This window comes from Streptomyces sp. NPDC059718 (genome assembly GCF_042733315.1).
GTDB lineage: Bacteria > Actinomycetota > Actinomycetes > Streptomycetales > Streptomycetaceae > Actinacidiphila.
This window is the reverse complement of record NZ_JBHWGA010000021.1, coordinates 38668-64975: the sequence shown is the minus strand read 5'-3', so window position 1 is coordinate 64975 and position 26308 is coordinate 38668. Positions and strand designations below refer to the sequence as shown.

Here is a 26308-nt window from a genome sequence, read left to right as displayed (position 1 = left end):
CTCGAAGGCCGAGGAGCCCATGATCCGCGGACTCCTCCGGGCTCGCCTGAGCCCGGGCCGAACGGGTCCGAAAGGGCTCCGAAGGGCTCCGAGGACGGCGCGACCTAGGCCCGGTCCTACGTCCGCGGCCTGTTACGCCGCCGCCGCGCCCCGCCTACTGTCCTGGCCATGGATACGACAGGGACCCTGGACGAAGCGCTCCAGCGACTGCACGGATCGGGGCCCGAACGGCTCGGACGGCTCACCAACCACGCGCCGATGGCCGTCGAGGCCCTCGCCGCCCACGGACAGGCCCGTTCTGTGCACCGCTGGCTCGACCTGTACGCGCGCAAGCTCGAGGAGTTCCCTTCCGGCACCGAGCCGGTCACGGCCGGCAACTGGCGTGCCGCGCTCGGCGATCCACGCCGGGCCGCCGACTGGATCGGCTACTTCGGGCGCGAGATCGCCGAGCACCCCTGGCGGGAGGTGCTCACGCTGTGGTGGCCCCGCCTCCTGCCCGGCATGTACGGCGGCTCGACGCACCCGGTGATCCGGGTGGGCCACGCCGTACGCACCCTGCTGGCCGGCGAGAGCACCGGACCCCGTCTGGCCGAACTCGCCCACGGCCTCGGCTACTGGGCCGCCCGCCACCACCCCGTCGCGGACCTCGCACCGCTGCCCGGCGCGGGCAGCGCCGCCGCCGCCCTCGACGCGGTCGTGCCCCTCGCCGTACGGGACGGCGGCTTCCCGGCCCGGCTCGGCCGCGTCACGGGCCTGCCGGTGTGGGCGGCGGCGGTCACGGACCCGGACGAGGCCCGCACCCGGCTCACCGAACTGGTGCGGGCGGCCACCCACCGGTACGCCACCCACGGCCACGGCGAGGAGACGATGCTGGTCCACGCGGCCACTGCCCCCAACGCCGTCCTGCGCACCCTGCCCGCGCTCCCGCGCGCCCTGTGGGTGCCCAGCCTGCGGGTCGCCTGGACGGCCTCCGCCGCGGTGACCGCGATGTACGCACCGGACGCGCCGGTCGCGTACACCCCGCCCGGCACCTTCACGTCCGAGGAGGTCTTCGCACGGGCCCTGGAGCACGGCGACGAACACGTCATCAAACTGACCGACACCGCCCTCGACGTCGGCGACGAGCCGGCCCTGGCGGCCGCCCTGCGCTCCATCGAGCTGAGCGAACCGCTGCGGTAGGCGGCGGTCCGGCGGGGCTTCGACGACCAGGGCCTAACGGCCCCGGGTGCCCGGCGAGCGGCGCAGCCGGAACAGCAGCGCGATCGCGGCCATGCCGCCGAGCAGGGTGGCGCTGCCGAGGGCCAGCAGGGTGCGCCCCGGTCCCTCGCTCTCGGCGGCCACGGGCTGGGTGGCCGGGGTACGCACGGCGTCCCGCGGGGAGGCCTGGACGGCCGCGGGGGATCCGGCCGCCCGGGCGGCGGAGGGGGACGCGGTGCCCTTTGATGCCGTGGCCTCGGGCGTCGCGGAGGCCGCGGTCGCCGGGGGCTTCGCCGACTTGGCCGGCTTCGCGGGCCTGGCCGGTGCCTTGGCCGCGGCTGCCGGGAAGACGACGTCGGAGCACGAGTAATACGTGTCGGGTGTCGAGGAGTTCTGCCAGATCGTGAAGAGGACGTGGTGCCCGGTGCGGTTCGAGGGCAGCCGCCCGCTGATGCGGTAGGCGCCGCCGGACACGGGCGGGTCGGTGACCTTCACGAAGGGGTCGCTCGCCAGCGACGACCAGGTCAGCGGACGGGTCGGGTCGTAGCCCTCCTTCGTGAGGTACAGCCGGAACGTGCCCTGGTGCGGGATGGTCGTCCCGTACGCCATGGTGAAGGCGGCGCCCGGCGTCAGCCGGGTGGCCGGCCAGTCTGAGCGCGGCAGGTCGAGGCCGCGGAAGGCGGCCAGCCCGCCGCTGCACAGCTTCCCGTCCGGGATCACCTGGCGGTCGCGGCCCGCGACCCCGGCGACGCGGAGGTTGTCCCAGTCCGCGAAGGGCCGGCTCCCGCCGTTGGCGGCCGCGGCGGCCCGGCAGGCGGCCGTCCCCACGTACTGTCCGCTTCCGGACGCGCACGCCGCGGCACGGCTGACCGGGGACACCGGCGCGCCGTGGGCGGCCGCCGGCCCCGCCAGGGCCAGCGGCAGCAACGCGGCCGTGCCTGCGACGACGGAGCTGAGCACGTGGCGCGATGGGGCCATGCCGGCCGCCTTCCCTGTTGCCGTTCGGTGGATCGGAACGCACGTCCCCCCGTAGTACGGACGGTCGGCGGGGGGTGTTCAGCCGGGTGGGGGGTTCCCCGGGAACCGGTCGCGGAGGAATCGTGTCTGTTGAGGAAAAGTCGACGCGGTCGCCGGCACCGCGCCACAGGCAGGGGGACAAGTGAATGAGCGGCTGGAGGGCTCCGGGGTACACCGAGGCCAGAGAACTGGGCTCGGGCGGCAGCGGTCGCGTGGTGCTCGCGTCCCATGACGCCACGTCAACGCCCGTCGCGATCAAGTACCTGAGCGAGGAACTGCGGGGTGACCCGGAGTTCCTGCAGGAGTTCCGAGCCGAGGCGCAACTGCTGGGAGGTCTCCACACTCCATATGTCGCCAGTCTGTACGAGTACGTGGAGGGTCCAGCAGGCGCAGCCATCGTCATGGAGCTGGTCGACGGCTTGGCACTGAGGGCGTTACTCCGCCAGGAAGGAGCCACCGGGCCCGAAGCAGCCCTGGTGGTGCTGAAGGGGTCGTTGCTCGGCCTCGCCGCCGCCCACCGCACGGGTGTGGTGCACCGCGACTACAAACCGGAGAACGTCCTGGTCGCGGCGGACGGATCGTCGAAGCTGGTCGATTTCGGTATCGCCCTGCGCACCGGAACCAAGGGGGCCGTGGCGGGAACACCCGCCTACATGGCCCCCGAGCAGTGGAACGGGCGCCCGGCATCGCCCGCGACCGACGTGTACGCGGCGACCGCGACGTTCTACGAGTGCCTGACCGGCCGCAAGCCGTTCCATGGTGAGAACTTCGCCGAGCTGGCCGTGCAGCATATCGAAGCGCCGGTACCGGTCGAGCAGGCACCGGAGCAGGTGCGTGAACTGATCCTTCGCGGGATGGCGAAGGACCCGGCGCAGCGTCCGGCGGACGCCGAGGCGTACGTGGCGGAACTGGAGGTGATCGCGGGAGCGGCCTACGGGAACGACTGGGAGGAGCGAGGGCAGCGCAGGCTCGCCGCGCTCGCGGCGTTGTTGCCGCTGCTCTTCCCGTCGGCGGGTCCTGGGCCGGGGACGGTCGACCTGGCCACGACCGTGGTCGGCGGCGGCGCACGGCGCCTGACACGTCAGGGCATGCTCGCCGCGGTGGGCGGTGTGATCATCGCCGGACTGCTGACCTTCGCCGCGGTGGCCTCGGGTGAGGACCCGCGCGGGACGACCGCCAACTGGACAGGGGAAACGACGAGAGCGACCCCGCGCGGCACCTCCGAAGCGCCGGGGACGACGGCTCCACCGGGCAGTCCCTCGCCCGGCTCCCCGAGCCCGTCGCCCTCCACGTCGGAGAGCGCCTCGGCCTCCACCGGGGCGACCGCCGTCAGCACGCCGACCGCGCCGACGCCGACCACGACGGCCTCGGCCACGGCTTCCGCGTCCGTGACGACCACGCCGACGGTGTCGCCCTCGGCGTCGACCACACCCCCGGTGAGCGTGAGCGACGTCTCGGTCACCTCGCTCGCCCAGACGGGTGTATTCAGCGCCTCGGCCACGATCCAGCTGCGCACCAGTGATGCACGCCCCGTGACCGTCACGGTGACCTGGTACACGAGCGACGCGAAGGGGGAGCCCGGCACCGCCGACGGCGCACAGACCTTCACCCGCAGTGGTTCCACCTCGTACTCCTTCACCGCCGACCACACGTTCCCGCGGAGCAGCGGCTGTTGGTTCGGCGCGGTCGCCACCACCGACCCCGCGGCGGCCAACGGGCAGTCGTTCCAGCAGATCCTCGCCCGTGGTTGCGTGATCACGTGAACGGGTCCCGCGACCTCCCCCCGGAGGACACCGAGCGCACCTTCCGTCTTGGCCCCACGGACGCGGCGCCGAACGACGCGACCCCCCAGGACGCGAGGCCGCACGGCACGGCGCCGCAGGACGCGGATCCCGAGTACAGCGCGACCGTCCTCGCCGAGCACTGGGCGCCGTCGACATTGCCGACGGCACGGCTCGAGCCGGTGGTCAGCGCCGAGGGAACCGTGCCGACGGTGAAGGCCGGCCCCACCGTCGTCCTGCCGGACCGGGTCGAGGGCGAGGTCATGCGGTTCGGGCCCGGCGTCACACCCGCCGCGGCGGCGCGGGCCAACGTCGCGGCCGAGGTGTGGCGGGGCCGGATCATCCCGCTTCCGCCGCCCGGACCGCGTCGTCGCAGGTGGCCGCGGCGGTACGTACTGGCCGGAGCGGTGCTGGTGGCGGTGCTCGTCTTCCTGGCCTGGCAGCGCTTCGGTCCGGGCCTCGAGGTGAAGCGGGTGACGGTGACCCCGTCCCCGTCGGCGCCCGCGTGCGACACGACCGTCGACCTCGTCGCAGTCGTCACGACCAACGGCCGCCCGGGCACGATCGGTTACCGCTGGCTACGCAACGACGGCACCTCCTCCGACGTGCTGTACGAAGAGGTTCCCCGCGGCCGCCACGAGGCGCGACTGCACCTGCTGTGGACCTTCCGCGGTCACGGCACGTACCGGGCGCAGGCGGAACTGCGCATCACCACTCCCGGCCACCGCGCCGTCACGACGGGTTTCTCGTACGACTGCCCGTGACCCCCGCGACCACCGAGCCCGCCCGCGCAGCCTGTGCGCGGGCGGGCTCAGCCATATGACGAGGCCTCAGCACCTTCCCGTCGCCTTTTAACTCTCTTGACTGGGGCGACCACTCTCGGTAGCGCTTATCGCATCTCCGCGACTTTCCCGCAACCTTGCGAATCGGTGGTTTTTCCGCCTTTCAAGAACGGTACTCGTCGATTCATCGCGACTTCCCGAGCATTTGCGCAGTCCAGGGCCGCGACATACCACTTCGATCATCTTCGAGTGGCAGTCCGAACGAGGACGGCGGAGACTACGAGGAGCGACATATGGTTGTATGGCGAGAGAAGAGCTCACGACCGCATGGCTTCCGGATTACTCGCTCCGGCCCATAGCCGGGGCAAGAGGGACACCGGGTACCGGCCTTACCGGCCGCCCGTGGTCGACTTTTCCTCAAGGAGCTCACATCGTGGAAAAATCTGCAGAGGTCCTGGCGTCGGATCCCGCTTCGGATCCCGATGAATCTTCAACCACCGGGCGCCCCTACACCGCCCCGGCCGACGGCACGGAAAGGATCCTCGCCGACATCCTGGCGGGCATCGTGCACACGGACCGGGTGTCGGTCGACAGCCATTTCTTCACGGAAATGGGTGCCGACTCCCTGGTGATGGCACATTTCTGCGCCCGCGTGCGCAAGCACCAGGACCTGCCGTCCGTGTCGATGAAGGACATCTACCGGTACCCGACGATCAGAAGTCTCGCGACGGCCCTGGCGGAGGCCCCGCCGGTCGGCGCCCAGACCCCCGCCACCTCGGCCCTCGCCGACGTGCCGCTCCCGGAGCCGATCCAGGTGGCGGCGGCGAGGGGCACGCCGCGCTACGTGTTCTGCGGCGTGCTGCAGGCACTGTTCTTCCTGGGCTACTCCTACCTGGCCGCGCTCGTGGTGACGCGCGGGGCGGAGTGGATATCCGCCGGCACGAGCCCCTTCGACATCTATCTGCGGTCCGTGGAGTTCGGCGGCGCGGCCTTCGCGGGCGTCTGCGTCCTGCCGGTCGTGGGCAAGTGGCTCCTGGTCGGACGGTGGAAGCCGCAGGAGATCCGCATCTGGAGCCTGGCGTACTTCCGGTTCTGGTGCGTGCGGACCCTGATCCGGGCGAACCCCATGGTGTTGTTCGTCGGTTCACCGCTGTACGTGCTGTACCTGCGGGCGCTGGGCGCGCGAATAGGCCGCGGCGTGGCCATCTTCTCCAAGCACGTCCCGGTCTGCGCCGACCTGCTGACCATCGGCGACGGCACGGTGATCCGCAAGGACTCGTACTTCTCCTGCTACCGGGGACACTCGGGGGTCATCCAGACCGGTCCGGTCACCCTCGGCAGGGAAGTGCTGATCGGCGAGGTGACCGTGCTCGACATCGGCACCTCCATGGGCGACGGCGCCCAACTCGGCCACGCCTCCTCGCTCCACAGCGGCCAGGCGGTCCCCGCCGGCGAGCGCTGGCACGGCTCCCCCGCCCAGCCGGGCGCGGCGGACTACCGCATGGTCCCGCCGGTGGAGTGCGGCAGGAGCCGCCGTGTCACCTACTGCCTGGCGCAGTTGCTGATCCTCCTGGCCGCCTGGATCCCGGTCGCGGTCGGCGGGGTGGCGATCCTTCTCGCGGTGATCCCGCGCCTGGACCTCCTGCTGGAGCCGGGCCCGGTGGCCCTGACGACGTGGACCTTCTACGCCGACGCCCTCGCCGCCTCCTTCGCCCTCTTCTGCGGGGCGGTGCTGGTGGGCCTCCTCGTCGTGGTCACCTTGCCGCGACTGCTGCACCCGCTCGTGAAGCCGGACACGGTCCACCCGCTCTACGGGTTCCGCTACGGGCTCCACCGCACCATCGGCCTCCTCACCAACCGGAAGTTCTTCCGCGTCCTTTTCGGCGACAGTTCCGCCGTCGTGCACTACCTGCGCGCCATCGGGTACGACCTGTCGCCGGTGGAACAGACCGGCTCGAATTTCGGTACCGAGGTGAAGCACGAGAATCCGTACCTGAGCAAGGTCGGCAGCGGCACCATGGTCGCCGACGGACTGTCCATCATGAATGCGGACTACTCGAGCACCTCTTTCCGCGTCACCCGGACGGCGATCGGCCCGCACAATTTCCTGGGCAACCACATCGCCTATCCGCCCCAGGGCAGGACCGGCGAGAACTGCCTGCTGGCGACCAAGGTCATGGTCCCCGTCGAGGGGCCGGTCCGGGAGAACGTCGGACTGCTGGGCTCGCCCAGCTTCGAGATTCCCCGCACGGTGGACCGCGACAGCAAATTCGACCATCTGAAGGACGGCGACGGGTTCCACCGCCTGCTGTCGGACAAGAACAAGCACAACACCGGCACCGCGGTGCTCCACCTGCTGCTGCAGTGGCTGCTGCTCTTCCTGGTGGCGCTGACCGCGTCCGTCGCCGCCGACCTCTACCCCATGTACGGCGCCGCCGCGGTCGCGGTCGCGAACGTCATGGTCCTGGTGGTCACCGTCACCTACGTCGTGCTCGGCGAGCGCATCGTCACCAGGTTCCGCGGGCTGCGGCCGCTGTACTGCTCGATCTACGACCCCGACTTCTGGCGGCACGAACGCTACTGGAAGGTCACGGCCGCGACGGAGTACCTGAACGTCCTCAACGGCACCCCGTTCAAGAACGTCGTCTGGCGTCTGCTCGGCGTGCGGATCGGGCGACGGGTCTTCGACGACGGACTCTTCCTCCCGGAGCGCTCCCTGGCCGCCATCGGCGACGACTGCACCCTCAACGCGGGCACCGTCATCCAGAGCCACTCCCAGGAGGACGGCGCCTTCAAGTCCGACCACAGCACGCTGGGTGCCGGCTGCACCCTCGGGGTCGGCGCCCTCGTCCACTACGGGGTGACCGTCGGCGACGGCGCCGTGATCGCCCCGGACTCCTTCGTCATGAAGGGCGAGGAACTCCCCGCGCTCGCCCGGTGGGGCGGCAACCCCGCCCGGGAGATGCCCGAGAGCCCGAAGACCCCGGACAGCGGCGGCGATCGCGCCACCGCGCTGATCAGCGGTGTGTAGTCCCGTGAAAACCGCGAGTGGAGGCAAGTCGATGGACATGGCAGCGCATGCCGGACGGGAGTTCTGGCGCGGAGTGCTCGTCAAGGGCGGGTTCACCGCGATCCCCCGCTGGACTCCCGAACCGGCCACCGGCGCCGCCGAGCACGTGGTGGCGGTCCCCGACGGCCTCACGGCGTCCGTGCGCCGTGTGGCGGAGGAGGTCGCCGTCCCGGTGGGCTCGGTGCTGCTGGCCGCGCACGCCAAGGTGCTGGCAGCGCTCGCCGGCGAGGCCGACGTCGTGACCGGTTACGTCGCCGCGGGCGGTGCGGTGCTGCCGTGCCGGCTGTCGGCGGGTCCCGGCTCGTGGCGGTCCCTGCTGCTGGACGCGCACGGCGCCGAGTCGCAACTGCTGGCCTTCCAGGACTTCCCGGTCGACGCGCTCCGCAAGGAGCTCGACCTGGCCGAGCCTCTGTTCGAGACGGTCTTCGACCTGTCCGGCGGTGGTGTCGAGCTCACCTCCGGCACCGTGCTCTGGGTCGGAGCCTCGGACCGCGGCGGCCGGCTCTCGCTGCGGCTGCGCTACGCCAACGATGTCATGGACGAGGACGCCGCGGCCCGCGTCGCCGGCTACCACGTTGCCGCCCTGGCGCGGATCGCCGCCGACCTGGACGCCGAGCACACCCGCAAGAGCCTGCTGTCGGCGGAGGAGAACCGGCTGCAGGTCACCGGGATGGCCGGACCGCGCAGGAAGCTGCCGGACCGGCGGATGCACGAGCTGTTCGAGGAGCGGGTCCGCGCGCACCCGGAGGCGGTCGCGGCCGTCCACGGGGACCGCCAGTGGACCTACGGCGACCTCAACGCCCGCGCGAACCGCCTGGCGCACGCCCTCCTGGCGCGTGGTCTGGAGCGCGAGGGCGTGGTCGCGGTGGTCACCGAGCGGAACCTGGACTGGCTGGCGGCCGTGCTGGCGGTCTTCAAGGCCGGCGGCGCCTACCTGCCGATCGAGCCGCACTTCCCGGCCGGGCGGATCAGGAACACCCTGGCCCGGGCCGAGTGCCGCCTGGCGCTGACCGAGCGCGGCAGCACCGCCACGCTGGACGAGGCGCTGTCCGCGCTCCCCCAGGTGCAGCGGCTGCCGGTCGAGGACGCCTACGCCGAGGACCACCCGAGCGAGGATCCCGGCGTGGCCGTCGCCCGCGACCAGCTGGCGTACATCTACTTCACCTCCGGCTCGACCGGGGAGCCCAAGGGCGCCATGTGCGAGCACGCGGGGTTCCTCAACCACCTCTACGCCAAGATCGACGACCTCGGCATCGGCGAGGGGCACGTGGTGGCGCAGACCGCCCCGCAGTGCTTCGACATCTCGCTGTGGCAGCTGGTCTCGGCGCTGCTCGTCGGCGGACGCACCCTGCTGGTGGAGCAGGAGACGATCCTGGACGCCGACCGCTTCCTCGACAAGGTCGTCGAGGGCCGGGCGAACGTCCTCCAGCTCGTCCCCTCCTACCTGGACGTCGTCCTGTCCGCCCTGGAGCGGCAGCCGCGCGAACTGCCGGACCTGCGCTGCGTGTCGGTGACCGGCGAGGCCCTGAAGAAGGACCTCATCGGGCGCTGGTTCGCCGTGCGGCCCGGCGTGAAGCTGGTCAACGCCTACGGGCTGACCGAGACCAGCGACGACACCAACCACGCGGTGATGGACCGGGTCCCGGACACCGACTGGGTGCCGCTGGGCCGGCCCGTCAACAACGTGCGGGTGTACGTCGTCGACGAGCACCTGTCCCCGGTGCCGCTGGGCGCGCCCGGTCTGGTCGTCTTCTCCGGGGTCTGCGTGGGCCGCGGCTACATCAACGACCCCGAGCGCACCCGGCAGGCGTACCTGACCGACCCCCACCACTCCGGAGAGCGGCTGTACCGCGGCGGCGACTACGGTCGCTGGCACCCGGACGGCACGCTGGAGTTCCTCGGCCGCAAGGACCACCAGGTCAAGATCCGCGGTTTCCGCATCGAGATCGGCGAGATCGAGAACACCCTGGTGCGTGCGCCGGGGGTGCGCGACGGCGCGGTCGTCGTCAGCGACGACGGCAGCCAGCTGGTCGCCTTCTACTCGGGCCCCGCGCCCGTGGAGGCGGACGTGCTGCGCGAGCACCTGGCGGCTTCCCTGCCCGCCTACATGGTGCCCGCGGCCTTCCACTGGAAGGAGAGCCTGCCGCTGACCGCCAACAGCAAGATCGACCGCAAGGCCCTGACGGCGCTCGCCACGGAGGAGACCTCCGAGCGGGACTCCGCCGGGACGGACCTGCAGGTTCCCGGCACCCCCGCCGAACTGCGCCTGGCGAGGGCGTGGGCGACGGTGCTCGGCATCCCGCAGGAGCGGATCGGCCGCCAGGACCACTTCTTCGACCGCGGCGGCACCTCGCTTTCCGCCGTACGGCTGGCGATCCTGCTGGACCGCGCGATCTCCCTCAAGGACGTCACCGCGCACCCGGTCCTCGCCGACCTCGCCGAGGTCGTCGACGGCCGGACGACGCGCCGGCCCGGACTGCTGCAGGCCCTGTCGGAGCCGGACGGCGAGCCGCACGGCGCCCTGGTGTGCTTCCCGTACGCCGGTGGCAACGCGGTGAACTTCCGGCCGCTGGCCGCGGCCCTGCGGCCCGCCGGCTGCGCGGTCTACGCCGTCGAACTGCCCGGCCACGACCCGGCCGCCCGCGACGAGGACTTCGCGCCGATGGCGCAGGTGGTCGACGCGGTGGTCGAGGAGATCGCCCGCCGCGGACTGTCCCGGATCCTGCTGTGGGGCCACTCCTCGGGCACCGCCCTCGCGGTGGAGACCGCCCGGCGGCTGCGGGAGCGCGGCGTGGAGGTCCAGCGCGTGTTCCTCGGCGCGCAGCTGCTCGGCGACTCCGCCGGACGGCGTGCCGCCGCCGACGCGCTGACCGGCCGCAGCGACGCCGACATCGCCGCGGAACTGAGCGGCGACGGCGGTTACGGCCAGCTCGCCGAGCTGGACAGGGCCCGTGCCGGGCACGTGGCCGCCGCCTACCGCCACGACTGCGTCGCGGCCCACCGATACTTCGCCGACGCCTTGGACTCCGCACCGCCGGTGCGGCTGTCCACGCCGGTCACCGTGGTCGTCGCCGCCGACGACCCGTACACGGCGGACCACTCCCGCCGGTACCGCGAGTGGCAGCTGCTGGCCGAGCACGTCGAGCTGTACGAGCTCGCCCGCGGCGGTCACCACTTCCCCCGCACCTGCCCGGACGAGGTGGCGCAGGCGGTCCTGCGCGCCGCCGAACTCCTGGCCTCCCCATGAACGGCAACCGAGAGGAGACGCAGTTGTCGACCTCAGCTTCCCCTCCGTCCCTGCTCGACCTCGAGCTGCGGCCCGGCTCACCCCCGATCCTGCGCACCGGGGCCGTCCAGGACCCGGCGGGCTGGGCCGACGGGCACCGCGACGCGCTGCGCGCGGTCGTCGCCGAGCACGGCTCGGTCCTGATCCGCGGCCTCGGGCTCACCGACGCGGACAAGGCCGCAGGCGTCGTCAAGCGACTGGCCGGCCGGCTGACCGCAGAGAAGGAGGCCTTCGCGTCCCGGCGGACCTACGCCGAGGGCCTGTACTCCTCCTCCAACTGGCCGCCCAACCAGCCGATGTGCATGCACCATGAACTCAGCTACCGGCTGGAGTTCCCCGGCATGATGATGTTCGCCTGCCTGACCGCGCCGGAGAAGGGCGGGGCGACGGCGGTGGCCGACGCGCCGACCGTGCTCGAGGCGCTGCCGTCCGAGCTGGTCCAGCGCTTCGAGCGCGAGGGCTGGCTGCTCACCCGCAGCTACAACGACGAGATCGGGGCGACCGTCGCCGAGGCCTTCGGCACCGACGACCGCTCCGCCGTCGAGGACTACTGCCGCGCCAACGCCATCGCCTTCGAGTGGCAGCCGGACGGGGCCCTGCGCACCCGCCAGCGGCGCAGTGCCGTGGTACGCCACCCGGTCACGGGCCGGCGCTGCTGGTTCAACCAGATCGCGTTCCTCAACGAATGGACGATGGACCCCGAGGTGCACGAGTACCTCGTGGACATGTACGGCGCCGAGGGCCTGCCGTTCAACACCCGCTTCGGCAACGGCGACCCGATCGGCGCGGACGTCGTCCAGCTGCTCAACACCGTCTACGAGGCGAACACCGCCCGCGAGCCCTGGCAGACGGGCGACCTGATGCTCGTCGACAACATCCGCACCGCGCACAGCCGCGAGGCCTACGAGGGCCCCCGTGAAGTGCTGGTCGGCATGGCCGACGCAGTGCGCCTGGCCGACTGCTCCCCGACCGTCGAGGTGACCACCGCATGACCAGCAACCGCTCCGCCGCACAGGGTTCCACGCCCTCCGGGCCACTCACCGTACCGCCGTTCGCGGTGGTCCCCGGTGCCCAGGTCCAGCGCGCGCTGCACGGGCGCGAGAAGCAGATCACGGAGCTCGTGGAGACCACGTACCGGCTGCACTCCGCCGGTGACTCGGTGAACCCGCCGTCGTACTTCCTGCGGTTCCCCGACCGCCCCACGGCCCGGATCATCGCCCTGCCCGCCTCGATCGGCGGCGACGTGCGCGTGGACGGCCTGAAGTGGATCTCCAGCTTCCCGGAGAACGTGGCGGCGGGGATCCCCCGCGCCTCGGCGGTGCTGATCCTCAACGACCACGACACCGGCTACCCCATCGCGTGCCTGGAGAGCTCCATCATCAGCGCCACCAGGACGGCGGCGATGGCGGCCCTGGCCGCCGACCGGCTGAGCCGCCCCGACCGGCGCCCGAAGCGCGTCGGATTCTTCGGGACGGGACTGATCGCCCGCTACATCCACACCTACCTGGTGGGCACCGGATGGCACTTCGACGAGATCGGCGTGCACGACCTGTCCGCCGAGAGCGCGAAGGGCTTCCGCGGCTACGTCGAGCAAACGGGCGCCCCGGGACGTATCACCCTGTACGAGCACCCCGAGCAGCTCATCCGCTCGAGCGACCTGGTGGTCTTCGCCACCGTCGCAGGCGAACCCCACGTACGGGACATGACCTGGTTCGGGCACAAGCCGCTCGTGCTGCACATGTCGCTGCGCGACCTCACGCCGGAGATCGTGCTCGGCTCGACCAACGTGGTCGACGACGTCGAGCACTGCCTGAAGGCGGACACGTCGCCGCACCTGGCGGAGCAGCGCACGGGCAACCGGGACTTCCTGGCCGGCACGCTGGACGACGTGATCGCCGGACGGGTGGCGCTCCGCGAGGACCGGCCCGTGGTGTTCTCGCCCTTCGGCCTCGGAGTCCTCGACCTCGCGGTCGGCAAGTACGTCTACGACGAGGTGGCGCGTTCCGGCGAGCTGCGCGTCGTCGACGACTTCTTCCACGAACTGCGCCGGTACGGATGAACGGCCGCGACCCCGCCCCCACGACCCCAGGACCCCGGACCTGGGCCCGGGCCCCCGACGGAGGGGCGGGAACCACGGCGACGGACGACAAGGAGCCGCATGCGGACGCACCTCCGGGAAAGACCAACGGTCCAGCCACGCAAGCTCATCAGTGCAGGACACAGCGGCCGCTGACGCGCTGCTCCCCCGTCTCGACGGGAGAGGCGCTGCAGATGAGGAGGCCATCGTGACAGTCATATCCGTTCCCCAGGCCTTCAACGAGGAAGAGCTCTTCGTCGACCTCGAGTCGATCTTCGGGCAACCGCTCTTCCTCAAGTGCGAGGGCTTCAACTTCGCCGGTTCGATCAAGCTCAAAGCCGCGACCGAGATGGTGGAGACCGCCGAGCGGGAGGGGATCCTGACTCCGGAGTCGATCCTGGTCGAGTCCTCGTCCGGCAACCTGGGCGTGGCCCTGAGCATGATCGCCGCCAGCAAGGGCTACCGGTTCCTGTGCGTCACCGACGCACGGTGCAACCTGTCGACCCGGCTCCTGATGAAGGCCCTGGGCAGCCAGGTGCACATCATCTCGGGCCCCGACGCCCACGGCGGCTACCTCGGCGCGCGGCTGGACTTCGTCCGCGCGCTGTGCGCCTCGGACGACCGGTACGTGTGGCTCAGCCAGTACACCAACCCGGGCAACTGGCGGGCTCACTACCGGACGACCGCTCCGGAGATCGCACGGCAGTTCCCCGAGGTCGACGTCGTGTTCGTCGGGGCCGGCACCACGGGAACGCTGATGGGCTGCGCCCGCTGGTTCCGTGAGTGGTCCCGGCCGGTGAAGGTCGTCGCGGTGGACAGCGTCGGCTCCGTGACGTTCGGCGGGGCCCCGGGCCGGCGGATGATCCCCGGGCTGGGCATGAGCGTCCACCCGCCGCTGCTCGACGAGTCCTTCGTCGACGAGGTCGTCCTGGTCGAGGAGGCGGACACCATCCGCGCCTGCCACCGGCTGGCCCGCCGCGGCTTCCTTTTCGGCGGCTCGACGGGCACCGTGGTCAGCGGCGCGATGAGCTGGCTCGAGAAGAACGGCGCCCCCGGCCTCACGTCGGTGGCGATCGCGCCGGACCTCGGCGAGCGGTACCTCGACACGATCTACCAGAGCAACTGGCTGCAGGACCTGTACGGCGAGGACGTCCTCGAACCCGACGAACGGGCCGACACGTCCTGGGCCGACCCCGCCTGGGCGGCCGCGGCCGAAGCCGCGTGGGCCAACGCCCCCGCGGCACCCCCCGCCGAACCCGAACCCGAACCGGCGAGGATGCCGTCGGTCTCACCCGACGGTCAACTGCACTGACGGCCGGGCGGCGACGCCGCCCCCGTCGATCGCGTGCTGCTGCGGCGGTCCCCGACCGCCGCAGCAGCACGTCCGCGTCGGGCCGGGTTTCCGCAAGAGGCATTCGGGCCGCCTGCACTGAGTAGATCCGCCGCGCGGAAATGAGCACGCGTGCTCATCCCCCGCCCAGGAGCGTCGCCGTAGCCTCGTGAGCACGGTCGGTAACGACACCTGGGACCAAGGGGGAACCTACGATGATCCGCCGCGCCGCCACCGCTCTGGCACTCTCCGCCGCCTCCCTGCTGATCGCCGCGGGGGTCGTCGCCGCCACCGGCCCGCAGTCCGAGACCTCGACCGAAGCCTGGGTCGGACCCGGCGTCGTCAAGGCCTGGGTCGGCCCCGGAGCCGCCACCGAAGCCTGGGTCGGACCCGGCGTCATCAGGGCCTGGGTCGGCCCCGGAGCCGCCACCGAAGCCTGGGTCGGACCCGGCGTCGTCGAAGCCTGAGCCGGTCCGGGCGGCACCGCGGGCCGGATGACGCACCGGTTCGCACGATGTGAATGCGGGGGCCGGCGCCGGCCCCCGCATTCCCCGTCTCCGGGGCCGGCCGTCCCCGGCCCGACACGCCCTTACATGGCAAGCGTTACCGGTGGTATGTCATGCGCATGACTACCTCTCGAAGCGCTCGCTTCGTCTCCCTGCCCCGCGCAGGCGCGGTGGCGGCCGCGGTCCTCGCGGTGACCGTTCCCGGGCTGCCACCGGCGTCCGGCGCGCCCGCGCCCGCCGCCGCGCCCGGCGGCACCCTCTCCGTACAGAGCGCCGTGAACGGCCTCAACGCCTCCGACAGCGGCGGCACCGTGGCGCTGCACCGGCCCAAGGGCAACGAGGACCGCCAGCAGTGGACGGCCGTCGCGGTGTCCGGAGGGCAGGAACTGCGCAGCACCGACGACGCGAGCCACTGCCTCGGGCGTTCCGGCGCCGACGCGGCGATCGTTGCGTGCGGCGGCGCGAACGCGGCCTGGGAGATCACGGCGGCCGGCGACGGAACGTACGCCCTGGGCGTGCCCGGCACCTCCGACCGCCTCACCCTGGGCGACGCGCCGAGCGGGGGCGTGTACCCCGAGCGGCCGCGCGTGGGCGCCGCGGGCCCGCTGTCCCGGTGGTACCTCACACCCGTCCCGCTCCCCCGGGCCGCCATGCCGCCCGCCGACCAACGCACCCTGGACCAGGTCACCTTCCTGACCGCGCACAACGCCTACGCCAACGGCGTCGACGGCGGATTCGCCCCGCCCTTCGTGAACCTCTTCCCCAACCAGTCGCGCGGCATCTCGCAGCAACTCGACGACGGCGTCCGCGGCTTCATGATGGACATCCACCAGACCCCGGACGGCGCGATCCTCTGCCACAACAGCTGCACGCTGGTCAGCCGTCCCGTCGCCCTCTGGGTGGACCTGCAGCGGATGGTCGACTTCCTCCGGCAGCACCCGGGGCAGTTCGTCACCGTCTTCCTGGAGGACTACGTCTCCCCCGAGGTGCTGCGCTCCGAGCTCTCCCGGGTGAACGGTCTGTACGACGTCCTGTACCGCCCCGACCAGGACGGCGTACGGGAGCACGGCTGGCCCGCCATGGCCGACCTGGCCGCGCGCGGCAAGCAGCTGATGATCTTCACCGACCGGACCCGCGGCTCCGACACGGGCCTCAAGCGCGACAGCTTCGGCGTGCTGTACCAGCAGGAGTGGACCGTGGAGAACTACTGGTCGATGGGCTCCGGCGCGAGCACCTCCGACTGGTCCTGCTACAGCCGCTGGTACGGCGCCGGGGTCAACGTCCCGCTCACCCGCGAGGAGCCCGGTTTCCGGCCGCTGTTCGTCATGAACCACTTCCGGGACACGACCATCGCCGGCACCGCGTCCACCGACAACGGCAAGCTGCTCAACCGCACCCAGAACTTCTGCGAGCCCGCGGCCCGCAAGAAGCCCACGTACGTGGCCGTCGACCGCTACGACCTCGGCTCGCCGAAGAGCGCGGTCGACCAGCTCAACACCTACACCGTGGTGCCGTAGCCGTGGCCGCGACGTTACCGCGCCGGCCCCTCACGGCCGTGGCCGCCGCGCTCGTCACCCTCATCGGCCTGCTCACCCCCACGACCGCGCTCGCGCGGGACCCGGAGCCCTCGGCCCCCGCCGCCACCGCGGCGCCGGCCACCGCACTCGCCGCGTCCTGGACCCCGCCGCTCAGCACCCGCGGGCGCTACATCGTCGACGCCGAAGGCAACCGCTTCAAGCTCACGTCCGGCAACTGGCACGGCGCCAGCGGCACCTGGAACGGCTCGGGCGATCCGGGCGACCCCGCGAACCACCACGCGGGCGAGGACTCCGGCCGCATGCCGCTCGGCCTCGACCGGGCGCCGATCGCCGAGATCCTCTCCGGCTTCGCCGAACTCGGCATCAACAGCGTCCGGCTGCCGTTCTCCGGCGAGATGATCCACGACACCGTCCCCGTCACCGACGCGGCCGTCGCGGCCAACCCCCAACTGCGCGGCAGGACACCGCTGCAGGTGTACGACGCCGTGGTCGCCGCCCTCACGGACGCGGGCTTCGCCGTCATCCTCAACAACCACACCAACACCACCCGCTGGTGCTGCGGCGTGGACGGCAACGAGCGCTGGAACGCTTCGCAGTCCACCGCCGCCTGGGAGGACGACTGGCTGTCCATGGTCCGCCGCTACCACGACAACAAGCGTGTCGTCGGAGCCGACCTGTACAACGAGGTGCGCCGTTCGATCTGGGACGACCCCAACTGGGGCCTCGGCGACGACCACGACTGGTTCGCCGCCTCGCAGCACCTGGGCGACCGCATCCTCCAGGAGGCCAACCCCGACCTGCTGGTCATCGTCGAGGGCATCAACTGGACGGGCCTGCCCGTCGACGGCCTCCCCCACGACCGCCCCACCCTCGAACCCGTCCAGCGGCTGTCCCACACCCTCGTCCGGTCCGGGAAGCTGGTGTACTCCGCGCACTTCTACGGCTACACCGGCCCCCGCCACAGCGGCGCCACCGGCATCGGCGAGACCCACGACCCGCGCTACAGCGACCTCGGGCGCGACGAGCTGTTCGCGGAGCTGCGCCGGCAGGCCTTCTACGTGTCGTCGGACACCGGCCGGCACTACACGGCACCGCTGTGGATCAGCGAGTTCGGCGTCGGCGGCCGGGACGAGACCAACGAGAAGTCCCGCGCGTGGTTCGCGAACTTCACCGACTTCCTGATCCAGACCGACACCGACTTCGCCTACTGGCCGCTGGTGGGCTGGCACGAGAACCGCCACGGCAACGGCTGGGCGCTCCTGCACTGGGACGCCGCCGGCCACCGGATGGGCCTGTACGACGGCGACGACTGGCGGGCCGGCGCCTGGTCCCGGCTCGTCGGAAGCCCCGGCCGCACCGGGTACGTGGGCCCCGTCGCCCGCTGGTCGATGCTCGGCCCGGACCACGGCGACTTCGTGCAGAGCCTGCGCATGCGGGCCCGTCCCGACTGGGACCCCGGCGCACGCAAGGCGGCGTGCCCGGACGGGCAGCGGCTGATCGGGCTGGCCCACACCGGCAACCGCGGTCTGTGCACCGACACCGGCACCGGGGACCTGTGGGCGTCCTCGGGCGCGTACCAGGTCGTCACGGACGAGCGGTACGTCCCGTCGGGCGGGGACTGGGCGTCGGGCTACACCAAGCTGCAGTGCCCGGCCGGTTCGTTCCTCGTCGGCTACGCCGTCCACGGCGCCGCCGTCTCCAGTGCGCTGTGCGCCACCGCGGGCATGGCCCTGGGCGGCGGCGGGCGCACCGTGTGGTTCGACCGGGGCGACAACCGTCCCGCGTCGGGTGCCGGCGGGGACTTCGCGTACGGCGGCTACAAGGGCCAGTGTGCGGACGGCGAGTACGCGGCGGGCATCGCCTACACCGGCCGCTTCGGTTCCTCCCGCACGCCGGACGCGTTGTACTGCCGGTCGCTTCCGTAGGGGCGGTCCGTGGCGCCGCCCACCGCGCCCCTGTGGCGGGGGGCGGCGGCACGGGGCCCGGTCAGCTGGCCGGGACGGTGTCGGTGAAGACGGTGCCCGCGGTGCGGTAGGCGGCCACCTTGGCGGCGACCTGGGCCGGGGTCAGCACCTGGTCCTTGACGAAGTAGACGTAGTCCACCTGCTGGTTGTAGGAGCGCGAGGTGCTGCCCGTCTGGCCGGCGAGGTCGATGAGCCAGTGGTTGAAGTCGATCCACTGGCCGGTCTCGGGCAGGTAGGGCTCGCCGTGGGTGCCGAAGACCTGACCGTCGATGTAGTAGGTGATGGCGTTGTTGTCGATGGTGAACTGCAGGTCGTGCCAGCCCTCGTAGCTCTGGCGGTTCTCCGAGTGGGTGTTGACGGCGTTCCACGGGTCCGGGTTGTAGGTCTCCCAGGACGTCGTGTACATGATGTTGCTCGGCTCGCCCCAGCCGCCGTTGGGCAGGTACTCGAAGTCCTGCTCGCTGTAGTTCGGGTCCATCGGGGCGTTGAGCGGCGTGAAGGCGAAGAAGGTCTGCACGACGTGGTCCCCGTCGGGACCGCCGGTCGGGGTGTCGTTGAAGCGCACCCGGGCGGCGTAGGTGCCGTTGCGGAACTTGCGGGCGCTGGTCTGGATCTCGCTCTCCTTGGTGCCGGCGGCGGTGCCGTCGGTGGTGAGGCGCAGGTTCATGACCTTGTTGCTTCCGGTGCCCGCCACGAAGGTGACGTCCTGGGGGGACCAGGTGGCGCCCGGCACGCCGGGGCCGCCCTGGCCCGACTTCACGGTCCAGCCGTGGCTCTGCAGCGCGGGGTCGCTGCTCGAGGTGTAGCTGAAGTCGTCGAAGAGCGCGGGCGCGTTGGGGTCGGTGGGCGGCGTGGTCGGCGGATCCGTGGGCGGCGTCGTGGGGTCGTTGCCGGCGGGCGCGGTGCCCCAGACGACCGAGCCGCCGCGCTGCACGGTGACCTTGTCCCAGTCCGCGTACGACGTCTGGGAGCCGTTGAACGAGTAGTCGTCGGACTGGGTCAGGCGCTGCCAGTCCGCGCGGTAGAAGCGCAGCTGCATGTCGCCGGTGTCCTGCCCGGGGGCGAGCGATCCCGCGCCGGAGGTGAAGCCGATCTCCAGGTAACGGTCGGCGGTGGCGGTGGGGTTGGCGAGGGTGCCGAAGGTACCGGTGATGTTGGCGCACCCCTTGACCGCCCAGGAGCACGCGAAGCGGTACGCGGTGGTGGGGCTGTCGGCCTTGAAGTAGTAGCGCAGGGTCACCTCGCCGAGCGGGACGGACGAGGTGCCCCGGTTGGTGATCTCGAACCAGGGCTCGCTCTGGTCCGCGGTGGCCCCGGACGCGCTCGTCCGGTACTGCGCGGTGAGCGTGGCCGCCGCGGCGGACGCGGGCAGTGCGACGAGCCCGGCGCAGGCGAGACCCGCCGTCGCGCAGGCGGCCATGGCGGTGCGGACCCGGGCGGTGGTGCGGAACGGTCCTGACATGGGGACCCCTTCCAGTCGGGTGGAGCGCGTGGGGGAGGGCTTACCACTTGGCAACTGGTCTTCCACTGGTAAGGGAAGGTGGCATAGACCAGATGAAGGGTCAAGTCCCGTAACAGGAAGGGAATTCGGGACGTCGACGGCTCAAGCGATGGCGGAAGGCTGGAGAACTGGTCAGCAACTGGATAGCCTCGGACACACGGCATTGCACGGCCACGGAGAAGGGCGGGGCGCATGACGGGTGAGGCACCGCGGTCACCGCTGAAACGGGAACGGGTCCGCGACCACCTCCTGGAACTCGTGGAGTCCCAGGCACCGGGCACCCCGATCCCCTCGGAGCGCGCCCTGTGCGAGCGGCTCGACGTCTCCCGCCCCACCGTGCGCTCGGCCGTCGATGAACTGGTCACCACCGGCCTGCTCGTCCGGCGCCACGGGAGCGGCATGTTCGTCGCCCCCGCGAAGATCACCCAGGAACTCGCCCAGGGGGAGAACGCCTTCAGCCTGCCGCAGGCCTCCGGCCACTGGCTCAGCCGCGTCCTGGAGTTCGCCACGGTACGGGCCGGTGCCCGCGTCGGCCGCAAGCTCCGCGTGTCGCCCGCCGCCGAGATCGTCTGCATCGCCCGCCTCCGCCTCGTCGACGGGGAGCCGATGGCCGTCGAGTACCTGCACGTACCGGCCGAACTGGTGCCGGGGCTGCGCGCCGCCGACATGGAGTCCGGGGACTTCTACGCGTACCTGCGCGAGCGGCACGGCGTCCATGTGCACGAGGCCGTCCAGTCCATTGAACCCACCGTCGCCAACGAGGAGGAGGCCCGGCTCCTGCACGTGCCGGTGCTCTCCCCCGCGCTCCTCTTCGACCGCCTCACCAGTGACGCCGCCGGCCGCCCCGTGGAGTACGTGCACTCCCTCTACCGCGGCGACCGCTACCGCATCGTCTCGCGCCTCTCCCTCGCCGACTCCGCGCCCGCGGGCCTGCCCGTTCCGGCCGGACACCACCCGGGCATGCCCCCCGACGAACGCGCCGCCCCGGCCGGCACGCTCGCCCACGTGGTGGGGGACGTACAGCCCCGCGGATGAGGGCCCGCAACCCGTACACATGTGCGGCCCTCAACCCCTATGATCACTCCGCTCCCGTGTCCACCGGAGCCGCGCACGACCCGAGACAGGCCATCCACGATGTCCAGCAAGCCCCCCAAATCCCCTTTGCTGCCCGCCCGCTGCGCGCAGGCGGCGATAGCCGCGGCCGCGATCCTGGATGTGTTCCGGGCGGTGGCGCTCCGGGATCACTACCTCCATCCCACGCAGCAGACCCTGCGCACGTCCGGCATGGTCTCCATGGTCTTCCTCTACGCGATGACGCTCGCGACCGTGCTCTTCCTCGTCTGGCTCGCACGGGCACGGCACAACGCGCAGGCGCTGACCCCCCAGGCGTCCCTCCCGTCCCGCGGCTGGACCATCGGCGTGTGGTTCGTCCCGCTGGTCAACTTCTTCGTCCCGCGTCAGGTGCTCCTGGACATCGGGCGCGCGAGTTCGGTCTCGTGGCAGGAGACCCGCGACAAGACGGTCGTGAACCTCTGGTGGGCGGCCTGGCTCGGACACGCGCTGGCGCTCCTGACCGCGGGTCACATCGATCCGGCCTCGATTCCGCTGGTCGCGCTCGCGGAGACGTTCATGATCGCCGCGGCCGTACTGGTGGGCATCCTCATCGAGCGCATTACCACGCTCCAGAGCGCCACGCTCGGTGCCTCGGTGGCCCTCTCCCCCGTCACGCAGTCATGAGGCAGGCTGCATCCATGACCGGCTACGACATAGTGCGGGTCTTCTGCGGACCCGACGGCGACCACGGCGACCGGCTGGCCGTGGTGCGTGACGGGAGCACCGTCACCGACGAGCAGGACCGCGTCGCGTTCGCCCGGCGATCGGGCTTCGCCGAGACCGTGTTCGTGGACGACCCCGAGCGGGGCATCATCGACATCCGCTCCGCGGACGGACGGCTGCCCTTCGCCGGCTCCCCCTGCATGGGCACCGCCTGGCTGCTGGACGCCCCCGAACTGATCACCCCCGCCGGCGTCGTAGGCGTGCGCCTCGACGGCGAGTTCACCTGGCTGGAGGCCAGCCCCGCCTGGGCCCCGCACCGCACCCTGCGGCAGTACGACTCGCCCGAGGAAGTGGACGCCCTGCCCGTACCGCCGCCCGGCGAGTGGGTCTACGCCTGGGCCTGGGAGGACGAGGCCGCCGGACGCGTCCGCGCCCGCGGCTTCCCGGGCCGTGGCGACGGCGTCGACGAGGTCGAGGCCACCGGCTCGGCGGCCCTCCTGCTCACCGACCGCCTCGACCGCTCCCTCAACATCGCCCAGGGCCGCGGCTCCCAGATCCTCACCGCCCCCGCACCGGACGGCCTGGTCGAACTCGGCGGCCGCGTCCACCTGGAGCGCGCCATCCCGGGCACCCCCACACGCACCCGCCCCGCGATCACCCTCGGCGCACCGACCTCGTCCCGCCGCCGTATCCATCTGCTCGACCTCTGATCCCTGTCCGGGTGCTGGGGCGGCACATGCCCGGTGTGCTGCCCCGGCACGAGTACCCGGACGCGAAGATCGCCGCGCCGAGCGGGTTCGCTAACCGCCGAGCCGGCGGATCTCCTCCAGCGGGAACGGGGTCTGCCTGCTCTGACGCTGGAAGGAGAGGTTGAAGTCGGACATCACCGCGGCGACGGGCGCGTGCCGGGCGAGGATCGCCGCGGCCACCTCCGGGATCCCCGTGGGGCGTTTGCCCTCCGCGTAGGCGCGCACCAGCGCGTAGCGGCCCTCCCGGTCCTCCCTCCGGAATCCGTACAGGGCGGTGACCAGCCAGTTCACCAGGTACGTGGCGGTGTAACAACGGTCGTAGACCTGGTGCCGGTCGAAGAAGTCGGCTTCCACCTGCGACAGTTCGAACCCGGAGGACAGGGCGAGGCCGTAGTCCGCGAAGTACAGCCGCCGGCCGTCGGTCAGGATGTTCTCGAAGTGCGCGTCGAAGTGCAGGAGCCCGTGGCCGTTCATGAACGAGGTGCCGGCCGCCAGTTCCCTCTCCACCATGGCGCAGGCCCGGTCGGCGGTCTCGTCCCCCGCTTCGACCTGGGTGCCCAGCCACTGGTGCAGGTTCTGCGGGATGTACTCCAGGAAGAGCGCGACGCTCGCCGAGGACTGCTGGAGCGCCTCGATCCGGCGGCGCACCTGCGGTCCGCCGCCCCAGTAGGCGACGGCCCTTTCGATGTCGGCCAGTTCTTCGGGCAGGGGCGTCGAGTCCGGCAGCACCCGCCAGTGGTACATCAGGGGGAAGCCCTCGTGTTCCGCCGCCAGCACCCAGTTCGTCGTCATGGTGTGCACGGCGAGCTCGCGCCAGGCCCCGAAGCCCGTCGCGCCGATGGTGCCGACGCCGTACTGGCAGAAGACGGGCACCTCGAACAGATTCGCCGTGGACCGGACGTGCTCCGGTTGCCTCTCCAGATCGGTGAGCGGCACCCGCTTGACGAAGACCGGGGTTCCGGCCACCTCCAGCAGGGCCGCCTTCCCGCCGATGCCGGACCCGAGCGGCACGGCCGTGTCGACGAGCTCGCGCAGGGCGCGGTCACTGCGCAGGGCCAGGGAGGTGGAGACGGCACCATGGGCGGCCAGACGCCCACCGCGCGACATGTCGGGGCACTTCACCGCAGCCTCCACCTTCGCCTTCCCGCCGAGCGCAACGACCGCACTCTATGTCACGCTCGACGACGGAATCCGTGGAGGGCCGGGCCCCGGCGGACCGCCGCCGGGGAAATTCCCTGGCCCCGGCGTTCCGCCTCGTCGCATGATGCCCGCATGACCGAACGGTTGCGGAACAGCGCATGGCAGTACGTCGCGGGGATCGTGCCCGTCGAGGACCTGCCGATGCTCGCGGCGCACGCGCTCGTGGACGGCGATGATTCGCCCGCGCTGCGGGAGCTCGCCGGGCTGTCGCGCCGCGGCGGCGCGGACGTGATCCGCGAGCTGTACCGACGGGCCCTGAGCGAGCTGGGCATCCTGGTGGCGGACGAGGAGACCGCCGGCAGGCGGGCGCTCCTCGACCGTGCGCGGGCGCTCGTCCGGGGTGAGCTGACCGCGGTCGAGGTGGCGTGCGGGCTCTACGCGGCCGCGGCGGACACCCCGGAGGAGACGCACTTCCTCGAAACCGCCGCCTGGTACAGCGAGTGGCTCGACCCCGCGCAACTGCCGGCTGGGAGCGTGAGCTGCGCGCAGCGGCCCTCAGCTTGGTGACGTCCGCCGGACGGCCGTGACCGCGGGCCGGCTACGGCCGGCGGGCATACAGCACGTGGCCCAGCGCCAGCACGCTCAGGCCGAACATCAGCACGCCCAGGGGAACATGGAGCGACGGCACGTGGGCGATGCCCAGCACCACCTGTGCCGAGGCGAGGACGAGGAAGCCGGAGGCGTACAGGATGGGGCGGGGCGATCCGCCGCCCGGCCGCCACGCGAGGATCGCGGCGAGCACGTACAGCATCGACGCGCCGTACATCACGCGCGCTCCCACGCTGTGCAGCACCTCGCCGTGGGACGAGGACAGCAGCATTCCGGCGGTGACCGCCTGGAAGAAGATCGCCGAGGTCTGCAGGACGACAGCGACCTGGAGGAACGTGAGGCTGCGGTGTTCTGCCGTTGTCTGTGTGGCCATGACGCGGTCCCTCTTCTGTCGCACGGGTGCGGATCGGTACTGTCCCGTCAGTCCGACGACCTGGGCCCGTGAACTGTCAGGCGGGGCACCGGCCTGACGAACGGGGCCGGTGTCCCGTCGAAGTGACGAGAGCGGAAGCGGACGGGACGAACCAGGGAGCGGTCGCGAGGATGAGCAGCACCCCATTCCAGTCAGGGCACGACCGGTCCGAGCCGGACCTGAGCGCGGTCGTCGGCGAGCGGCGCCATCTCATCAACCTCGCCTACCGGCTGCTCGGTTCGCTGGCCGAGGCCGAGGACGCCGTGCAGGAGACCTACGCCCGCTGGTACGCGATGTCGCGGCAGCAGCAGGAAGCCATCGAGTCGCCCGGCGCCTGGCTGACGACGGTGGCCAGTCGCGTCTGCCTGGACCTGCTCGGCTCGGCCCGCGTCCGGCGCGAGCGCTACGTCGGCTCCTGGATACCCGAGCCGCTGCCCGACCGTTCGGAGTGGACCGGCGGGCCTGCCGTCGGGGCCGGGGCGGAATCGGCCGACCCCGCCGACCGGGTCACCCTGGACGAGTCGGTGACCATGGCCTTCCTGGTCGTGCTGGAGTCGATGACGCCGGCCGAACGCGTGGCGTTCGTCCTGCACGACGTCTTCCGGTTCCCCTTCCCCGAGGTCGCCGGGATCGTCGGCCGGACGCCGGCGGCCTGCCGGCAGCTGGCGTACTCGGCCCGCCGGCGTGTTCGCGACGCGCGGGACCCGGCGGTGCCGGCTGCCGGACAGGCCGATGTGGTGCGGCACTTCAAGGAGGCCTGGGAGGCCGCGGACATCAAGGCCCTCGTCGGCCTCCTCGACCCCGGTGCCACGATGGTCGCGGACGGCGGCGGGCTGGTCGGCACCGTCCTGCGCCCGGTCGAAGGCGGCGAGCGCATCGCCCAGTACCTGGTCCACATCGCCGCCAGGTCGCCGGGGCTGACGCTCCTGGAGCGGACGGTCAACGGCCGGCCCGGACTGGTGGCCCAGCACTCCGGGGTCACCGTCACCGTGGCGGCGTTCGGCGTCACCGGCGGCCGCGTCACCCGCATCTGGGCGGTCCGCAACCCGGACAAGCTCCGGCCGTGGACGGCGAGCGGATCCGCCTGACGACGCCGCTCAGGCGACGTCCGCGCTGCCCTCGCGGTAGACCTTCGCCGAGGCGATGCGGCCGTCCCTGAGTTCGTAGAAGGCGGCGATGGGGCAGGTGCGGCGCTCGCCGCGGTAGGTGAGGGTCTCGGTCATCTGGCAGGCCGCGCGGTCGCCCGCGGCGATGAGGTCGTGCACCTCCAGCGTGGGGAGCAGCCCGCGCATCGCCTCGTCGAAGAGGCCGGTCAGCGCGACGCGGCCGCGCACCGTGGTGGTGCCGGTGATCCACACGGCGTCGTCGGTGAAACCCGCGAGGAGCGCGTCCAGCTCGCGTGCGTTGAAGGCCGCTACGTGCGCGTGTATCGCCGCCGCGGCGTCAGTGGTGGTCACGGGTACCAGTGTGGCAGGGCCCCGCGGGACCGACCTGGCAGTGGTGGGTGCCCCGGGGGCGGGGGGGGGCGGCCCGGGCCCGCGGGCGGGGGAATTTTAGGTTTAGGGCGGACCAG

Annotated in this window: 21 protein-coding genes; 16 read left to right on the top strand and 5 right to left on the bottom strand. The window is 71.9% G+C overall.

Features of this window, described 5'->3' with window-relative positions; all coding sequences use genetic code 11:
* Positions 1 to 168: 168 nt before the first annotated feature.
* On the top strand, positions 169 to 1179 hold the full coding sequence (locus ACFV3E_RS23615) for a questin oxidase family protein (protein ID WP_500536423.1): 1011 nt from the start codon (positions 169 to 171) through the stop codon (positions 1177 to 1179).
* A gap of 33 nt (positions 1180 to 1212) precedes the next feature.
* Here ACFV3E_RS23615 and ACFV3E_RS23610 read toward each other — a convergent pair whose 3' ends face one another.
* Positions 1213 to 2175, bottom strand: coding sequence for a lytic polysaccharide monooxygenase auxiliary activity family 9 protein (locus ACFV3E_RS23610; protein WP_500536422.1), 963 nt, complete (start codon positions 2173 to 2175; stop codon positions 1213 to 1215).
* Positions 2176 to 2360: 185 nt separating this feature from the next.
* Between ACFV3E_RS23610 and ACFV3E_RS23605 the strand changes: the two genes are divergently transcribed.
* The 10 genes from ACFV3E_RS23605 (at position 2361) to ACFV3E_RS23560 (ending at position 18509) form a co-directional block, all read left to right on the top strand.
* Positions 2361 to 3977 (top strand): serine/threonine-protein kinase, encoded by a 1617-nt coding sequence (locus tag ACFV3E_RS23605; protein WP_500536421.1) that lies wholly within the window; start codon positions 2361 to 2363, stop codon positions 3975 to 3977.
* A complete protein-coding gene (locus ACFV3E_RS23600) occupies positions 3974 to 4759 on the top strand; it encodes a hypothetical protein (RefSeq protein ID WP_500536420.1) in 786 nt (261 codons plus the stop codon). The genes ACFV3E_RS23605 and ACFV3E_RS23600 overlap by 4 nt, the downstream gene beginning before the upstream one ends.
* A 448-nt stretch (positions 4760 to 5207) precedes the next feature.
* Positions 5208 to 7808, top strand: coding sequence for a Pls/PosA family non-ribosomal peptide synthetase (locus tag ACFV3E_RS23595; RefSeq protein WP_500536513.1), 2601 nt, complete (start codon positions 5208 to 5210; stop codon positions 7806 to 7808).
* 31 nt (positions 7809 to 7839) lie between these two features.
* The gene (locus ACFV3E_RS23590; RefSeq protein ID WP_500536419.1) at positions 7840 to 11094 is read left to right on the top strand and encodes a non-ribosomal peptide synthetase; all 3255 of its coding nucleotides are present in this window, start codon (positions 7840 to 7842) and stop codon (positions 11092 to 11094) included.
* A complete protein-coding gene (locus ACFV3E_RS23585) occupies positions 11091 to 12125 on the top strand; it encodes a TauD/TfdA family dioxygenase (protein ID WP_500536418.1) in 1035 nt (344 codons plus the stop codon). The genes ACFV3E_RS23590 and ACFV3E_RS23585 overlap by 4 nt, the downstream gene beginning before the upstream one ends.
* Positions 12122 to 13192, top strand: coding sequence for a 2,3-diaminopropionate biosynthesis protein SbnB (gene sbnB / locus ACFV3E_RS23580; protein WP_500536417.1), 1071 nt, complete (start codon positions 12122 to 12124; stop codon positions 13190 to 13192). The genes ACFV3E_RS23585 and sbnB overlap by 4 nt, the downstream gene beginning before the upstream one ends.
* Before the next feature lie 226 nt (positions 13193 to 13418).
* Complete coding sequence (gene sbnA, locus ACFV3E_RS23575) at positions 13419 to 14522, top strand: 2,3-diaminopropionate biosynthesis protein SbnA (RefSeq protein ID WP_500536416.1); 1104 nt, start codon at positions 13419 to 13421, stop codon at positions 14520 to 14522.
* A gap of 233 nt (positions 14523 to 14755) precedes the next feature.
* Positions 14756 to 15007, top strand: coding sequence for a hypothetical protein (locus ACFV3E_RS23570; protein WP_500536415.1), 252 nt, complete (start codon positions 14756 to 14758; stop codon positions 15005 to 15007).
* A 158-nt stretch (positions 15008 to 15165) separates the two neighbouring features.
* Positions 15166 to 16563 (top strand): phosphoinositide-specific phospholipase C-related protein, encoded by a 1398-nt coding sequence (locus tag ACFV3E_RS23565; RefSeq protein WP_500536414.1) that lies wholly within the window; start codon positions 15166 to 15168, stop codon positions 16561 to 16563.
* 2 nt (positions 16564 to 16565) lie between these two features.
* Positions 16566 to 18509, top strand: coding sequence for a glycoside hydrolase family 5 protein (locus tag ACFV3E_RS23560; RefSeq protein ID WP_500536413.1), 1944 nt, complete (start codon positions 16566 to 16568; stop codon positions 18507 to 18509).
* 61 nt (positions 18510 to 18570) lie between these two features.
* Here ACFV3E_RS23560 and ACFV3E_RS23555 read toward each other — a convergent pair whose 3' ends face one another.
* Positions 18571 to 20010 (bottom strand): cellulose binding domain-containing protein, encoded by a 1440-nt coding sequence (locus ACFV3E_RS23555; RefSeq protein WP_500536412.1) that lies wholly within the window; start codon positions 20008 to 20010, stop codon positions 18571 to 18573.
* Positions 20011 to 20241: 231 nt separating this feature from the next.
* On the opposite strand from ACFV3E_RS23555, the gene ACFV3E_RS23550 reads away from it, so the two are divergent.
* The 3 genes from ACFV3E_RS23550 (at position 20242) to ACFV3E_RS23540 (ending at position 22535) form a co-directional block, all read left to right on the top strand.
* A complete protein-coding gene (locus ACFV3E_RS23550) occupies positions 20242 to 21084 on the top strand; it encodes a GntR family transcriptional regulator (RefSeq protein ID WP_500536411.1) in 843 nt (280 codons plus the stop codon).
* A 99-nt stretch (positions 21085 to 21183) separates the two neighbouring features.
* A complete protein-coding gene (locus ACFV3E_RS23545) occupies positions 21184 to 21786 on the top strand; it encodes a DUF4328 domain-containing protein (protein WP_500536410.1) in 603 nt (200 codons plus the stop codon).
* Between the two features lie 14 nt (positions 21787 to 21800).
* Positions 21801 to 22535, top strand: a complete 735-nt coding sequence (locus ACFV3E_RS23540) for a PhzF family phenazine biosynthesis protein (protein WP_500536409.1) — start codon at positions 21801 to 21803, stop codon at positions 22533 to 22535.
* 90 nt (positions 22536 to 22625) lie between these two features.
* Here ACFV3E_RS23540 and ACFV3E_RS23535 read toward each other — a convergent pair whose 3' ends face one another.
* Positions 22626 to 23681, bottom strand: a complete 1056-nt coding sequence (locus ACFV3E_RS23535) for a protein kinase family protein (RefSeq protein WP_500536512.1) — start codon at positions 23679 to 23681, stop codon at positions 22626 to 22628.
* Positions 23682 to 23846: 165 nt separating this feature from the next.
* On the opposite strand from ACFV3E_RS23535, the gene ACFV3E_RS23530 reads away from it, so the two are divergent.
* Positions 23847 to 24281 carry a hypothetical protein gene (locus ACFV3E_RS23530; protein ID WP_500536408.1) on the top strand — a complete coding sequence of 145 codons (435 nt, stop codon included), beginning with the start codon at positions 23847 to 23849 and terminating at the stop codon, positions 24279 to 24281.
* Between the two features lie 31 nt (positions 24282 to 24312).
* On the opposite strand, the gene ACFV3E_RS23525 is transcribed toward ACFV3E_RS23530, so the two are convergent.
* Positions 24313 to 24696 carry a hypothetical protein gene (locus ACFV3E_RS23525; RefSeq protein WP_500536407.1) on the bottom strand — a complete coding sequence of 128 codons (384 nt, stop codon included), beginning with the start codon at positions 24694 to 24696 and terminating at the stop codon, positions 24313 to 24315.
* Positions 24697 to 24866: 170 nt separating this feature from the next.
* On the opposite strand from ACFV3E_RS23525, the gene sigJ reads away from it, so the two are divergent.
* Positions 24867 to 25823 (top strand): RNA polymerase sigma factor SigJ, encoded by a 957-nt coding sequence (gene sigJ, locus ACFV3E_RS23520; protein WP_500536406.1) that lies wholly within the window; start codon positions 24867 to 24869, stop codon positions 25821 to 25823.
* Positions 25824 to 25832: 9 nt separating this feature from the next.
* Here the strand turns inward: sigJ and ACFV3E_RS23515 are convergent, their stop codons facing one another.
* Complete coding sequence (locus ACFV3E_RS23515; RefSeq protein ID WP_500536405.1) at positions 25833 to 26192, bottom strand: nuclear transport factor 2 family protein; 360 nt, start codon at positions 26190 to 26192, stop codon at positions 25833 to 25835.
* Positions 26193 to 26308: the final 116 nt, after the last annotated feature.

Bases quoted from the DNA above. Each gene is read 5' to 3' on its own strand.
- ACFV3E_RS23615 (WP_500536423.1), top strand. From the start codon at position 169: ATGGATACGACAGGGACCCTGGACGAAGCGCTCCAGCGACTGCACGGA.
- ACFV3E_RS23610 (WP_500536422.1), bottom strand. From the start codon at position 2,175: ATGGCCCCATCGCGCCACGTGCTCAGCTCCGTCGTCGCAGGCACGGCC.
- ACFV3E_RS23605 (WP_500536421.1), top strand. From the start codon at position 2,361: ATGAGCGGCTGGAGGGCTCCGGGGTACACCGAGGCCAGAGAACTGGGC.
- ACFV3E_RS23590 (WP_500536419.1), top strand. From the start codon at position 7,840: ATGGACATGGCAGCGCATGCCGGACGGGAGTTCTGGCGCGGAGTGCTC.
- ACFV3E_RS23585 (WP_500536418.1), top strand. From the start codon at position 11,091: ATGAACGGCAACCGAGAGGAGACGCAGTTGTCGACCTCAGCTTCCCCT.
- sbnB (WP_500536417.1), top strand. From the start codon at position 12,122: ATGACCAGCAACCGCTCCGCCGCACAGGGTTCCACGCCCTCCGGGCCA.
- ACFV3E_RS23570 (WP_500536415.1), top strand. From the start codon at position 14,756: ATGATCCGCCGCGCCGCCACCGCTCTGGCACTCTCCGCCGCCTCCCTG.
- ACFV3E_RS23565 (WP_500536414.1), top strand. From the start codon at position 15,166: ATGACTACCTCTCGAAGCGCTCGCTTCGTCTCCCTGCCCCGCGCAGGC.
- ACFV3E_RS23555 (WP_500536412.1), bottom strand. From the start codon at position 20,010: ATGTCAGGACCGTTCCGCACCACCGCCCGGGTCCGCACCGCCATGGCC.
- ACFV3E_RS23550 (WP_500536411.1), top strand. From the start codon at position 20,242: ATGACGGGTGAGGCACCGCGGTCACCGCTGAAACGGGAACGGGTCCGC.
- ACFV3E_RS23545 (WP_500536410.1), top strand. From the start codon at position 21,184: ATGTCCAGCAAGCCCCCCAAATCCCCTTTGCTGCCCGCCCGCTGCGCG.
- ACFV3E_RS23540 (WP_500536409.1), top strand. From the start codon at position 21,801: ATGACCGGCTACGACATAGTGCGGGTCTTCTGCGGACCCGACGGCGAC.
- ACFV3E_RS23535 (WP_500536512.1), bottom strand. From the start codon at position 23,681: ATGTCGCGCGGTGGGCGTCTGGCCGCCCATGGTGCCGTCTCCACCTCC.
- ACFV3E_RS23530 (WP_500536408.1), top strand. From the start codon at position 23,847: ATGACCGAACGGTTGCGGAACAGCGCATGGCAGTACGTCGCGGGGATC.
- ACFV3E_RS23525 (WP_500536407.1), bottom strand. From the start codon at position 24,696: ATGGCCACACAGACAACGGCAGAACACCGCAGCCTCACGTTCCTCCAG.
- sigJ (WP_500536406.1), top strand. From the start codon at position 24,867: ATGAGCAGCACCCCATTCCAGTCAGGGCACGACCGGTCCGAGCCGGAC.